Below are 13228 nucleotides of genomic sequence, written 5' to 3' on the forward strand. Positions count from 1 at the left end.
GAGTGACTACACGCCGGCGGGCAGATCCGGATATGGCCCACCGGCTGACTGCACGACGCTCTCTTGGGTTGCCGCCGTGCGGTTGGTCAATAGGGTGGCGGGTGTCCGTAACGAAGACATCGGGAATTTGTCCGTATTTTTACGATCCCGGCCGCTGCTTCGGGGGTCGCGGGAAGACCCGCCGGCCGGGTGTCGGTCGTCCGCCGCGCGGGTACTTCTTGACCAGGCGGTGCCGCCCGACGGACGCCGGGTCGGCGTGTGCGGCTGAGCAGTCAGGGGCCTGATGAGCGACCTTCCCACCTTCGGCGCGGAGGAGGAATTCCTTCTCGTCGACCCGCGCACCGGTGAGCCCGCACCGCGCAACACCGCGGTCGCCGCCGAGGCCGAGCGCCGGGGCATCGAGCTGCAGGTCGAACTGAGCAGCTGCCAGGTGGAGACCACGTCGAGCGTGATGTCGAGCAGCGCGGAGCTGTTCGGGGAGCTCACCCGGCTGCGCCGCGCCTCCGCGCGGGCCGCCGAGGCCACCGGGGTTACGCTGCTGGCCTCCGGCCTTCCCCCCGCCACGCCGCACGAGTTCCCGGTGACCGATACCCCGCGCTATCGGCGGATCGGCGAACGGTACGGGATGGTGGCCCACGAACAGGGCATCTGCGGATGCCACGTCCACGTGCGGGTCCCCGACCGCGCGGCCGCGGTCCACGTCAGCAACTGGCTGCGGCCCTGGCTGCCGTCGCTGCTCGCGCTGTCGGCCAATTCACCGCTGTATCGCAACGCCGAGAGCGGCTACGCAAGCTGGCGCAGCGTGCTGTGGCGGCGTTGGCCGGCCGCCGGGGCGCCGCCGTTCTTCCCCTCGCCCGGCGACTACGACCGAACGGTGCGGATGCTCGTCGACGCCGGGGTGATCCTGGACCCCAAGATGATCTATTGGGACGTGCGGCCCTCGGCGAACTTCCCGACGGTCGAGGTGCGGGTCGCCGACGTTCCGGCCACGGTCGCGGAGACGGTCCTCATCGCCACGCTGATCCGGGCGGCGGTGATGACGGCGCTGGACGCCCCCGACGAGGGCGACCAGCTGGGTCGGCTGCCCCCGGGCGCCCTGCGGGCGGCCTACTGGAAAGCCGCCCACGACGGGCTCGCCGGCGACGCGCTGGACCTCGTCCACGGCCGGGGCGCGGTGCCGGCACGGGAACAGCTGGCGGCGCTGGTGTCGACGGTGCGCCCGGCGCTGGAGGCGCTGGGCGAATACGACCGCGTCAATGATGAACTCGACCGGATCGCCGCCGAAGGCAACGGGGCGATGCGTCAGGTGCGGGCGTGGCGGCGGCGCGGGAAGGTGATGGACGTGGTCGCGCTACTCGCCGCCACGACGGTGGGCTGACGTTCAGGCCACCGCGAGCAGCCGGTACAGGCCGATCAGGCCCACCACCACGATGGTGCCGCGCAAAGCCTTCGGCGAGAGCCGCCGCCCGTAACGCGCCCCGATGATCCCGCCGATCAGCGAGCCCGCCGCGATCACCCCCGCAACGGGCCAGCTGATCCGGCCAAAGGCCGCAATCGAATAGCCCAGCGCGGCAACGAAATTGACGACGAGCGTGAGCAGGTTCTTGGCCGCGTTCATGCGCTGCACCGACTCGGGCAGCAATACCCCCATGACGCCCACCAGCAAAATGCCCTGCGCGGCGGTGAAATAGCCGCCGTAGACGCCGACGACGAAGGTGCCCAGCACCAGCGTCGCCATCCGCGCGGGTGTGGTGTGCTCCGTCGAGCGCCCCTGCGCCTCGGCCCGCTTCGCCGTCCACGTCTGGATCCGCGGGCCCACCACCACCAGCACCAGGGCGAGGATCAGCAGCGCCGGCACGATCTCAGCAAACACCTTCTCCGGCAGGTGCAGGAGCAGGTACGCCCCCACCACCGCGCCCGCCAGCGACGCCGGAATCTGCCAGCGCAGCCGGTCCCACTGACCGCTCAGTTCGGCGCGGTAGCCCCAGGTTCCGGACACGCTGCCCGCCACCAGCCCGACCGCGTTGGACATCGTGGCGGTCACCGGGGGGTAGCCCAGCGCGACGAGGGTCGGAAACGTCACGAGGGTGCCGGAGCCGACGAGGGCGTTGATGGCGCCGGCGACGAAGCCGGCAAGCGCGATCAGAATCAGGTGGGAGAGTTGCACTTGCGACCACATTAGTCGGCGAAGGCATTGCTCCAAAAACAGTCGGACGAGCGAGTTTTGTCACACCCGGGGCGCTTCGGCCCCCCGGTCGACGCCGGTGCGCAGCTTCACCGAGGCGGAGTACGCGAGGGTGCGGAAGCGCAGGACGGGGTCGTCGGAGGGTTCGATCCCGTCGGTGACCCGCATGGGGTCGAACACGACGATGTCGTTGCCGTGCTCGCGCCCGGTCTCAAGCCCGGTGATCTCGAAGTTGCCGACGACGACCTTCTCGGCGTCGCGCCAGGCCGCCGACGGGTCGACCGTCGAGTCGTTGGGTCCGGCGATCTCGACGACGTAGTCGAACCGCACCGGCGCGCTGGCCAGGCGATGGTTCAGTTCGTGATGCAGGAAGTCGGCGTCGCGGCCCTGCGCGGCCGATGCCGAGAGAAAGTGCTCGCCCGCGACCGGCCGCAGGTGGTAGCGGACGAATCGGGAGCTGCCGTCGGCGGCGACCCAGCGGAAGGCGTGCAGCCCGTGGTAGGAGACCGTGGCGTAACTCTCCGGAATCCTGTTGGCGTCGCGCAGCACGGGCAGCGCGCCCAGCAGGCGCGGGTGGGTGAGGAAGTACTTGCCCAGGCGCAGCGGCTGCGTGGGGCCGGGCCGCATCGCCTTGAGCAGGTCGACGAATCCCTCCGGCGTGCTCGACACGAACAACCGGGCGGTCTGCGTCGAGACGTCCGTGGTCGACCCGTCGGGCAGGGTGAGCTTCACCGCCAGCCCGCGTACGCCGGGCAGCGCGTCGCGCTGGGCGGGGTTGCCCGACCCGTTGGAGAACCGGAACAGCGCCGGGACCGCCGAGCCATCCAGATGCCTGGCGCGGGACAGCTTGACCGCATCGGGGCCCGCGGTAAACCGGCCGCGGTACAGCGTCCCCTTCGCGTGCAGGGCACGGGAACCGGGCTGCGCTCCCCCGGTGCCGCGGATCGCCTCGATCGCTTCGTCTGGAGTGACCATGGGCGAATCCTAAGGCGCTAGTCGGGAAACCCGAAGAGTTTGACGACACCGTGATCGCGACCCGCGGTATACCCGCCGTCGACGGCGATGGCCTGGCCGGTGACGAAGGAGGCGTCGGGCGAGAGCAGGAACGCCGCCATGGCCGCGACCTCGTCGGGCCGGCCGAGCCGCTGCAGGGCGTGCTCGGCGGTGATGGAGGCAAGCGGGCCCCCCATCCCCGGCAGCCCGAAGACGTTCTGCGCCATGGGCGTATCGATAAAACCCGGGCAGATGACGTTCGCCCGGATGCCGCTGGGCCCGTAGTCGAGCGCGATGTTCTTGGTGAGCAGGACGACGCCGCCCTTGGCCGCGTTGTAAGAGCTGCCGCCGGCCGTGCCCTCCAGGCCTTCGATGCTGGCGACGGTGACGAGCGAGCCGCGCTCCCCGTCGACGCGGGGTTGCTCGATCATCCTCGCGAGCGCCGCCTTGGCCACCAGGAAGGTGCCGGTCAGGTTGATGCCGATGACCCGGTTCCACTCGTCCCGATCGAGCAGGTGGACCGGCCCGCCGCCCGCGACGCCGGCCGCGTGGAACACGCCGTCGAGGCGGTCGGGCACGGCCGCGAACACCGCGGCGACGGCGGCCTCGTCGGTGATGTCGGCGGTGACGAAGTGAAAGTCGGCCCCGAGGTCGGGCGGGGACGCCACGTCGGCCCCGACGACGGTGCCGCCCTCGGCCAGCAACCGCCGCGCGGTGGCGAGCCCGATCCCGGACGCCGCGCCGGTCACGACGAAGGTGCGGGACTGGGCGCGGCCGGCGTTCACCATGGCAGTCATGCTGGCACACCCGTGGGCGGCCGCCTAGCCGCATCCCGTGCGGGCGTTATGCCGCCGACCGGTCGATAAACCCCGTCTATCGGACGATTCCGACACTGTCTTGGACTCCGATCAACCGCGGTGCGACGGTGAAACCAGTAGCGGATCAGCACACCTCCGGGTTGACAGGAGTCACGACATGGCCAGATCGCAGCAACCGGCCGGACTGGGCCACTTGGCCCGCACGTTGGCGATTTCCGCCACCGCCGCCGCGGGCCTGGCGCTCGCCGAACCCGCGACGGTCCCCATCGGCGTGGCGCTGGCCTCCGACGGACCGGTCGACATCGCTCAGGGGGTCTCGATCAGCCCGGCGCCCGGCTGGGCGGTCGGCCATCGAGGCCCGAACTGGGTGGCGCTCAGCAAGACCGACGGCAGCGCCCAACTCCGGGTCGCGGTCAAGCAGGCCGACGGAACGGATATCGCGGCCATCCTGCGCAACGACATGAATCATTACGCGGCGTCGACGGGCCTGACCAATTTGCGGACCCTGAACGCTCCCACGCCCGAGCCGGTGCAGAGCGCCAACTTCCAGCAGAAAGTCTTCATCGACTACACCGCCGACGTCTCGGCGCCCCAGGGTCCGATCCCCGTCCTCGGCGCCTTCACCGAGCTGCTGAACGCCTCCAACCACCTGTCGGCCTTCGTCGACTTCCGGCAGAACAACGAGGCGACCCCGCAGGCCGTCGAGGACGGCGGCACGATGATCCGCTCCCTCTGAGCGGGCGAGGACTGGGTCTCCACCGACTGCGCCCGCGGGGTCGCTAGCCTTGAGGATTAAGGCCGTTGACCACGGGCTGGACGATCGGAGAACCATGCCACACACCCGCACGGAGACGCTCGCCGGGTTCGTCGAACGGCACGCGCGGCAGCGGCCCGGCGATTTGGCCATCCGCTACGGGGAGCAGCAGTGGACCTGGGCCGACTGGTCGGCGCGGATCCGCCGGGCGGCCGGAGCGCTGCGGTCGGCCGGTGTGGAGCGCGGCCAATGCGTGGCCTTCCTGGACAAGAACCACCCCGCCTGCCTGGAGATCCTTTTCGCTGCGGCGTCGATCGGGGCCTTGACCACAGTCGTCAATTGGCGGGTGGTGGGCGATGAAATCGTCCACGTCCTGCAGGACAGCGGCGCCCGCGTCCTGTTCGTCGGCGCCGAGTTGCATGCCGCCGCCGAGCCGGCCGCGGCGCGGGTCCCGGGCGTGCAACGCGTCGTCGTGGTGGGTGGCGACGACGACCAGTACGAACCGCTGTTGGCGGCGGCGCCGCCCGCGGATGCCGACGCCGAGGTCGACGAGACCCAGGCGGCGCTGGTGATCTACAGCTCCGGTACCACCGGCCGTCCCAAAGGCGTGCTGCTGAGCCAGCGCGCGCTGGTCAACCACGCCACCAACCTGGCGCCGGCCTTGCCCTTCGCCGAGGGCGACGCGAATCTGGTGGCCATGCCGCTCTTCCACGTGGGTGGGATCGGCTATGCGCTGTTCGGCATCCGGGCGGGGGTGCCGACGATCATCACCCGCGAGCCGGACGCCGCGGCACTGCTCGGGGCGGTACGGGCGGGCGCGACGCACGCATTCTTCGTGCCGCCGGTCATCGCGCGATTCCTGGACGCCGGCGAGGCGGCAACCGCCGCGATGGCGGCCCTGCGCTACATCGTCTACGGCGCCGCGCCGATGCCGTCCCCGCTCCTGCAGCAAGCCCTCTCGACGTGGCCGGACATGAACTTTGTTCAGGTGTATGGGCAAACGGAACTGTGCGGCGCGGTGACGGCGCTGTCCAACGACGACCACCGCGACCCCACCCGGCCCGGACTGCAGCTGTCCGCGGGGAAAGCGGTGCTGGGCACCGAGATTCGAGCTTTCGATCCCGAGACCGGCATCGAGGTGCCGGTCGGGCAGGCAGGCGAGATCTGGGTGCGCAGCAACCAGAACATGAGCGGCTACCTGAACCGGCCCGAGGCGACCGCCGAGACGATCACCGCCGACGACTGGGTGCGCACCGGTGACGTCGGGCGTCTCGACGCCGACGGCTACGTCTACGTCGAGGACCGGCTCAAGGACATGATCATCACCGGCGGTGAGAACGTGTACGGGCCCGAGGTGGAAAGCGTGCTCATCGAGCACCCGGCGATCGCCGACGCCGCGGTCATCGGTGTGCCGGACGACTTCTGGGGCGAATCGGTCAAGGCGATCGTGGTGGCCGAGAATCCCTCGGCCGGCGTCGAGGCGAAAGACGTCATCGAGTTCTGCCGCCGGCATCTGGCGGCCTACAAATGCCCGCGGACCGTCGACTTCGTGGCGTCGCTGCCCCGCAACGCGAGTGGGAAGATCCTCAAAACCGAACTGCGGGAGCCGTATTGGCGAGACCGCGGGCGGGCGGTCTAGGCGGCGATCAGGCGCAGGGTACCGGCGCCGAAAGTGACTGCGGCGTCACGCCGCACCCACCAACGCGACCGCGATGTCGACCAGTACCGCCCCGACCCCGGCCTGCGTGCGCAGCCGCGGCATCACCACGATGTCGTTGATCATGATTTGGGCCGCCTGCACCCGGATCCGCGCCTCGGCGACGGTCCAGCCGGGGTGTGGTTGGCGCGCCAGGTGCACCCATTCGTCGATGTAGGCGCGTTGCGCGCCCCTGGCGCTGTGACTGTCGGACGCCGGGAGATGGGCGGCCTCGGTGATGAGGATCTCAACGATGTCCGGGTTGGCGAAGGCGAAGGCTTGGTAGCTGCACACCACGCGGCGCAGGGCCCCGGACGCGTCCGGGGCGTCGGCGACGGCGCGGTTGAAGTCCATCCAGAGCCGTTCGTTGCCGCGGAACATCGCCGCCACCAGAATGTCCGTCTTGGACGCGAAGTGGTTGTACACGCTGGCGCCCGCGATGCCGACGGCGGCGCCGATGTCCTCGACGCTGACGCCCGAAAACCCCTTCTCGGCGAACAGCGCGGCGCCCGCCGACAGGATGGCCTCCCGGCGCGAGTGCGGACCGAGCGCGCCGCCGGGGCCGGCGCTCGCCGCCCGGTTCGGTGACTCGGCGGCCGCCCGCATCGGCACCGAGATCAACTCGGCCAGCAGCGCCGAGAATCCCGGCTCGGACATCGAAAGGCGATGGAAGGAAACGCTGTTCGCCACGCCGAGCGCGCACCATGCCAGCAGGTCGGCCTGCGGGGCCGTCACCTCGGGCCGGCGCGTGCGGACGTGTTGAGCGAGCCGGTCACCGATCCGCCGCGCCACCCGGTTCAACCGCCTGCGATCCTGCTCGGCCAGGTGGCGGCCCTCGCGCCGCCACAGCACGCCGACGGTGCGGTGATCGAGCAAAAGGCGGGCCAGCACCCGAGCCAGGTCCGCGGAAGCGTCGGCCGCCGTCAGCGCCCGGTCCATGGTGTCGAGCGCGTCCTCGATCACCGCTACCAGGAGCGCCTGTTTGCTCGCGAAGTGCCGGTAGAGCGCCGACGGGCCGACCGCCACGGCATCGGCGACGTCACCCATCGAGACGTTGCCGTATCCCTTGTCGCAGAACAACGTTGCCGCCGCTTCGATGATCAGCTGGCGCCGGTTGGGGGGCCGTGTTCCCCGGGCGGGTGGACTGGGCGCGGACTGCCGACGGCTACCCATCAGCGGTCGTCGGCGCGGCACCGATAGCGTTCCCGTAGCTCACGTTTGAGAACTTTACCCGCACCTGCCCTACCTGACGTTCGAGCGGCACGGGCCGATCGCGGTGTGCACGATCGACCGCCCGGAGGCGCGCAACGCGCCGACCCCCGCGATGTACTTCGGAATCCGTTACGCGGTGGGCCGTCTCAACGAGGACCCGGACCTGGCCGGGCTCCTGATCGCCGGGAGCCAAGGGCCGACGTCAGCACGTTGGCGCGACTAGAGGATCACCCCCTTGGGTCGCCGTCAGATGAAACAGGGGCGCGGCGTGCAGGATTCGGCCGCGGTTGCCCGGTCGTGCCGCCGGTATAGAAGATGCCGAGCAGCTCGTCGCCGCCGCCTGGCGACCGGCCGCTTCCTCACCGAGGTGCCGAGGCAGTCGCCCCCGGGAGGACGGGGACCGCCGCTCGGTGTCGCCACGGGGCTGCTCTCGCGTCGGCGCAACGCGCACCCAAGTTTGTTACTGTAACGCCTTCGGTAGTGACGCTTACAGGTAGGGCAGCGTGACCGACGCTATCGTCCGGGACACGTCGGCAACCAGTGCGGCGAGCCCGGCCTGCAGCGTCGCGGTGGCCTCCCCCAGCGGCTTGTCGCAGTAGCGGCAGCGCGTCTTGAACTGGGGCTGATCGTCCTCGTCAGGCCAGAAACGGCGCGGGCCGACGGCGGCGCCCGGGTCGAACATCACGGCCTGGTGCGGGGCCTCTTTGAGGATGCGGCCGACCGGATGGGACTGCCCGCACTCGAGCTTCAGCACCCCGATGCCCTCTTGGTTTCCTACCATCGCTCACCGTCCTTCGCGCCTGAGACCGACAGCGTCACGGTAGCCCCGCAGATGGCTCGAGCACCCGTCGACCGGCCCACGAACGAGCGTCGGGCTACCCGGCGCAGTCACTCGCATCCACCGCGTGCAGCAAGTCGTCGCGGGCCCGCGCTACCCGGGAACGGACGGTACCGATCGGGCATCCGCAGACCTCGGCGGCTTCGGCGTAGGAGAGGCCGAGGAGCTGGGTGAGGACCAGCGCTTCCCGGCGCTTCGCGTCCAGGCCGTCGAGCAGAACGCGGATTTCCACCACGTTTTCGATCCGGCTACCACGGCGCCCATGGCCGAATGCATCGTCGACGTCGGCCACGAATGCCAATCGTGGCCTGCTCGTGTCGTAGCGGATCTGATCGACGACCACGCGACGCGCGATCGACAACAGCCAGGTCCGAGCGCTCGACCGGCCGGCGAAGCGGGGCAGGGCGCCGATGGCGCGGAGAAACGTCTCTTGGGTCAGGTCGTCGGCGCTGCCGGGATCGGCCAGGTATGCGACCAACCGCCACACGTCGCGCTGCGTGGCCCGGACGAATTCCGACAGAGCAGCGCGGTCGCCTCGCCCGGCTAGCTTGGCGAGCTGGGTAATCTGGTCGTCGTCGCCGCATGTCGCCACGAATGGTGAGCCTAAGCCATAAGTGCCGGGAACTTTTTTCCGCGCTGGAACGACTTCTTCGCGTGGAACGAGTTCGTAGGGAGGTAGACACACACAATGTCGGTGACGACCCCGGCAACTGAAGCGCCGGCGGCGCCTGTGCAGCGGGTAGAGCTGGAAATTTCCGGGATGTCCTGCGCTGCCTGCGCGAACCGGGTCGAATCGAAGCTGAACAAGATGCCGGGCGTTCGCGCATCTGTGAACTTCGCCACCAGAGTGGCGACCATCGACACGACCGGGGAAACGCCGACGACGCTGTGCGAAGCGATCCGGCGGGCCGGCTATGCGGCCGAACCGCGCCGCGCCACCGCGGACGCGGATGACGATCCCGACGCCGACCATGCCCGGTACCTGTTGATCCGGCTGGCGGTTGCCGCCGTGCTCTTCGTTCCCCTGGCCGACCTGTCGGTGATGTTCGCCGTCGTGCCCAGCACCCGCTTCACCGGCTGGGGATGGGTGCTGACATCGCTGGCGATACCGGTTGTGATGTGGGCGGCGTGGCCGTTCCACCGGGTTGCGTTACGCAACGCCCGCCACCGCGGAGCCTCGATGGAAACCCTGATCTCGGTCGGCATCACCGCCGCCACGGTGTGGTCCCTCTATACCGTCTTCGGTGTCCATCGATCCGCGGAGCGCAAGGGGGTATGGCAGGCCTTGCTCGGGAGCGACGCCATCTACTTCGAGGTCGCCGCCGGTGTCACGGTGTTCGTGCTCGCGGGCCGGTACTTCGAAGCCCGCGCCAAATCGAAGGCGGGAGGGGCATTGCGGGCACTGGCCGCGCTGAGCGCCAAGGACGTCGCTGTCCTGCGGCCCGACGGATCGGAGATGGTCATCCCGGCGCAGGAGCTCAAAGAGCAGCAGCGTTTCGTGGTGCGTCCCGGTCAGACGATCGCCGCGGACGGCCTCGTCGTCGAGGGGTCGTCCTCGGTCGACTTGAGCGCGATGACCGGTGAGGCCAAACCGGTCCGGATAGATCCCGGTTCACAGGTCATCGGTGGCACCACGGTGCTGGACGGCAGGCTGATAGTCGAGGCCGCGGCGGTGGGGGCCGACACCCAGTTCGCCGGCATGGTCCGCCTCGTCGAGGAGGCGCAAGCGGAAAAGGCCGACGCCCAGCGACTGGCCGACCGCGTCGCCAGCGTGTTCGTGCCGTGTGTGTTCGCGATTGCGGCCCTCACCACCGCCGGATGGCTCCTCGCGGGCGGCGGGCTTGATCGCGCTTTTTCGGCCGGGCTGGCCGTGCTGGTCATCGCCTGCCCGTGCGCGTTGGGACTGGCGACGCCCACCGCCATGATGGTGGCGTCTGGTCGCGGCGCTCAACTTGGCATATTCCTCAAAGGCCATCGCTCGTTGGAGGCCACCCGCGCCGTGGATACGGTCGTCTTCGACAAGACCGGCACCCTGACGACGGGCCAGTTGACGGTCAGCGCGGCCGTGGTCGCGCCCGGCTGGCGCACCGAAGAGGTGCTGGAACTGGCGGCGACGGTGGAAGCGCCGTCCGAGCACGCGATCGGAATCGTGGTCGCCGCGGCGGCGGCCCAGCGAGAACCGGTCACCGACTTCCGTGCAGTGCCGGGCCGTGGAGTCCTCGGCACTGTGGCAGGACGGGCGGTGCGTGTCGGCAAGCCGTCGTGGATCGCCCCCTCCTGCGGCTCGGAGGCGATGGTGGCGACGCGGCGCGACGCGGAATCCCGGGGCGAGACGGTGGTGTTCGTCGAGATCGATGGCGAGCCCTGTGGCGTCATCGCGGTGGCCGACGCCGTGAAGGACTCGGCTGCGGGCGCCGTTTCGGCATTGCACGATCGCGGTCTTCGAACCGTGCTGTTGACCGGCGACAATCCGGCGTCGGCGGCCGCGGTGGCCGCCCTGGTCGGTATCGACGACGTGATCGCGGACGTCCTCCCCGAGGGGAAGGTCGACGTCATCGAGCAACTGCGCGACCGCGGACGCGTGGTCGCCATGGTCGGAGACGGCATCAACGACGGACCCGCGCTCGCCCGTGCCGATCTGGGCATGGCGATCGGCCGCGGCACCGACGTCGCGATCGGTGCGGCCGACATCATCCTGGTGCGCGACGACCTAGACGTCGTGCCGCTGGCGCTTGACCTGGCCAACGCCACGATGCGGACGATCAAGGCGAACCTGGTATGGGCGTTCGGCTACAACATCGCCGCGATCCCCATCGCTGCGGCCGGACTGCTCAACCCGTTGGTGGCAGGCGCGGCCATGGCGTTCTCGTCGTTCTTCGTCGTGTCGAATAGCCTGCGGTTGCGCAACTTCGGAGGTGTGCGCGCACAGACGGGACCGGCGCGAGAGTCGGATCGTTTGGCGCAGACCCGCTAGACCCGGACGCCAATCGCGAGATTAGCGAGGTCGCGACCGCAACGGCGACGTCGACCACGTAGCGGCCAAATTGCAGACGCGCCCTAGTGTCGTGAGTCATTGGTTCGGGTGCAGCCTTCGCTCCTGTTTCCGAGCGTGGGCCCTATGGAGGAAAAGTGTTGGCGGTTTATACTTTTCCCCCACGTTCGACGTGTTCACAGCGGGATGCACGGCCGAAGATGCTGGTGCACTATTAACGACTCACGACACTAGCGATGCAAGGGCGACATCAGCCAACCCGCCAGCGGCGCCAGATGCGCGAGGACACTCCGCAGCAGGGCGGGGTTCGGGCTGGTAACGAGATCGGCGCTCGGTTCGGCCCCCGCGGATCGCTGCGTGGCACCGTACCCGACGCTGCGCACGGACTCACAAAGATCGGAAACGCTGGGTGCGCAATCGGATTCGATGGTTGCCACCCTGGTCGCGAAGTCGACCGATGCGCGCACCCCGTCGATCTTGTTCAGCGCCTTCTCGACGCGGCGCGCGCACGCGCCGCATGACATGCCCGTCACGTCGAGTTCGATCCGTTGGCCGTGGGCCATTCGGGCCTCGGCTGCTCCCAGTTCCGTCAACGCCGTTCCTTCCTGTCCCGCCATTTGCGGCAACATCCCGCGAATAGTCGCCTTAAAGGTCGTTGAGAACCTGTCTTGAGTTCCCGGCCTGGACGAGGAAGATCCGGACGGTCCGATCATCCAAACGATCACTCGCGCCGGCGTTTTCCGATCAACCGAATTCCACCAGCGTCGTGGGCGCCCGAAGGCGCCCGAGCCATGGCGTCCCATACAGCAGCCGAGTGGTCCGCTGCAGGAACCCGCCACGCACGGGTGGCGCCGGCAACTCTCGCACCGCGCGGACCTCCGGAATGGCGCGCAATTCGCCATACTGCCCGGCGGTGAACCAGAACGGCATCGGGGGCACCGTGTAGTGCTCGCTAAGCTTGATGCCGCGGCGCCGCGAATATGCGCTCAGGAACCACGGAACGCTGTCGAAGACCAGCCGCCCACCGGGAAATCGTTTGGCGCAGTCCGCGATCAACCCGAAGACAACGTCACGCTCCAGGTACTGAAACAGGCCTTCCGCGGTGACAAGCACCCCGTGACGGTCATCGACGTGGTCCATCCACGAATAGTCGAACACCGACTGCGCGCGGTGGCGTAGGCGATCCGAACCCGGGAGCAATCGCTCACGCAGCCGCACGATCGGCGCCAGATCGACCGAAAGCCAGGTCAGCTCTCCGTTGTCGAGGCGCCAGAAACTCGTCTGCAGGCCCTCCGCCAGCGCGACCACGGTGGCGCGCGGATGCGCCTGCAAATACTCGCGAGAGGCATTGTCAAATGCCAGCGCACGCCAAGCAGTGGCCTGATGGGTGCGGCCGAAGCGGTCGTAGTCGTAGTCGAGGCTGTCGTGCAGTGCGACGGCCATCGGGTCGTCAATGATGCCGTCAGACCGAGCGGCCTCGGTCGCTCGCTGATGGAGTGTGAGCAGGGCGGTTTCGGAGATCCCGCCCAGATGGCGGGCGTCGACGACGGGCACGCGCCCGACTCTACTAGCGCCGATTCCACGAACGATCAGCCGTCGCCATTGGCAATCCGAATAGGCCAGGGATTACTTATTTGGTCGTGCGGCGGGAACTTTCGGCCCACCTCAACCGACTACCTGATAAGCCAGGCGAACCAATGCGCGTCCATACGGTCACGCATCCCGTCGCCAATACAAGGA

Annotated in this window: 13 protein-coding genes and 1 pseudogene; 5 read left to right on the forward strand and 9 right to left on the reverse strand. The window is 69.1% G+C overall.

Features of this window, described 5'->3' with window-relative positions; translation table 11 throughout:
- The first annotated feature begins 283 nt into the window (after positions 1-283).
- Positions 284-1378, forward strand: coding sequence for a glutamate--cysteine ligase 2 (locus SKC42_RS14385; protein ID WP_330964973.1), 1095 nt, complete (start codon positions 284-286; stop codon positions 1376-1378).
- A gap of 3 nt (positions 1379-1381) precedes the next feature.
- On the opposite strand, the gene SKC42_RS14390 is transcribed toward SKC42_RS14385, so the two are convergent.
- The 3 genes from SKC42_RS14390 to SKC42_RS14400 form a co-directional block, all read right to left on the reverse strand.
- The gene (locus SKC42_RS14390) at positions 1382-2152 is read right to left on the reverse strand and encodes a sulfite exporter TauE/SafE family protein (RefSeq protein WP_442932146.1); all 771 of its coding nucleotides are present in this window, start codon (positions 2150-2152) and stop codon (positions 1382-1384) included.
- A 75-nt stretch (positions 2153-2227) separates the two neighbouring features.
- Entirely contained in the window at positions 2228-3160 is a 933-nt protein-coding gene (locus SKC42_RS14395; protein ID WP_330964975.1) for a catalase family peroxidase, read from the reverse strand.
- Between the two features lie 17 nt (positions 3161-3177).
- Positions 3178-3975 carry an SDR family NAD(P)-dependent oxidoreductase gene (locus tag SKC42_RS14400; RefSeq protein WP_330964976.1) on the reverse strand — a complete coding sequence of 266 codons (798 nt, stop codon included), beginning with the start codon at positions 3973-3975 and terminating at the stop codon, positions 3178-3180.
- 292 nt (positions 3976-4267) lie between these two features.
- On the opposite strand from SKC42_RS14400, the gene SKC42_RS14405 reads away from it, so the two are divergent.
- Positions 4268-4732 (forward strand): hypothetical protein, encoded by a 465-nt coding sequence (locus SKC42_RS14405; RefSeq protein WP_442932147.1) that lies wholly within the window; start codon positions 4268-4270, stop codon positions 4730-4732.
- 94 nt (positions 4733-4826) lie between these two features.
- On the forward strand, positions 4827-6389 hold the full coding sequence (locus tag SKC42_RS14410; protein WP_330964978.1) for a long-chain-fatty-acid--CoA ligase: 1563 nt from the start codon (positions 4827-4829) through the stop codon (positions 6387-6389).
- 45 nt (positions 6390-6434) lie between these two features.
- Here SKC42_RS14410 and SKC42_RS14415 read toward each other — a convergent pair whose 3' ends face one another.
- Positions 6435-7619: a TetR/AcrR family transcriptional regulator gene (locus tag SKC42_RS14415; RefSeq protein ID WP_330964979.1), complete on the reverse strand. Its 1185-nt coding sequence runs from the start codon at positions 7617-7619 to the stop codon at positions 6435-6437.
- A 64-nt stretch (positions 7620-7683) separates the two neighbouring features.
- Between SKC42_RS14415 and SKC42_RS14420 the strand changes: the two are divergent.
- Positions 7684-7848 (forward strand): annotated as a pseudogene (locus SKC42_RS14420) (enoyl-CoA hydratase/isomerase family protein); the annotation flags it as partial.
- Positions 7849-8145: 297 nt separating this feature from the next.
- Here the strand turns inward: SKC42_RS14420 and SKC42_RS14425 are convergent.
- The 3 genes from SKC42_RS14425 to SKC42_RS14435 all read right to left on the reverse strand — a co-directional run bounded on the left by SKC42_RS14425 (position 8146) and on the right by SKC42_RS14435 (position 9354).
- Positions 8146-8439 carry a hypothetical protein gene (locus SKC42_RS14425; protein ID WP_330964980.1) on the reverse strand — a complete coding sequence of 98 codons (294 nt, stop codon included), beginning with the start codon at positions 8437-8439 and terminating at the stop codon, positions 8146-8148.
- A 94-nt stretch (positions 8440-8533) separates the two neighbouring features.
- Positions 8534-9088 (reverse strand): RNA polymerase sigma factor SigC, encoded by a 555-nt coding sequence (gene sigC / locus SKC42_RS14430; RefSeq protein WP_330964981.1) that lies wholly within the window; start codon positions 9086-9088, stop codon positions 8534-8536.
- An 11-nt stretch (positions 9089-9099) separates the two neighbouring features.
- Positions 9100-9354 carry a hypothetical protein gene (locus SKC42_RS14435; RefSeq protein ID WP_330965009.1) on the reverse strand — a complete coding sequence of 85 codons (255 nt, stop codon included), beginning with the start codon at positions 9352-9354 and terminating at the stop codon, positions 9100-9102.
- On the opposite strand from SKC42_RS14435, the gene SKC42_RS14440 reads away from it, so the two are divergent.
- Entirely contained in the window at positions 9257-11470 is a 2214-nt protein-coding gene (locus tag SKC42_RS14440) for a heavy metal translocating P-type ATPase (RefSeq protein WP_330964982.1), read from the forward strand. The genes SKC42_RS14435 and SKC42_RS14440 overlap by 98 nt on opposite strands.
- Positions 11471-11718: 248 nt before the next feature.
- Here the strand turns inward: SKC42_RS14440 and SKC42_RS27740 are convergent, their stop codons facing one another.
- Positions 11719-12117: a heavy-metal-associated domain-containing protein gene (locus SKC42_RS27740; protein ID WP_442932142.1), complete on the reverse strand. Its 399-nt coding sequence runs from the start codon at positions 12115-12117 to the stop codon at positions 11719-11721.
- Between the two features lie 115 nt (positions 12118-12232).
- Complete coding sequence (locus SKC42_RS14450) at positions 12233-13042, reverse strand: class I SAM-dependent methyltransferase (RefSeq protein WP_330964983.1); 810 nt, start codon at positions 13040-13042, stop codon at positions 12233-12235.
- Positions 13043-13228 lie beyond the last annotated feature (186 nt).

Source organism: Mycobacterium sp. 050134, from assembly GCF_036409085.1.
GTDB lineage: Bacteria > Actinomycetota > Actinomycetes > Mycobacteriales > Mycobacteriaceae > Mycobacterium.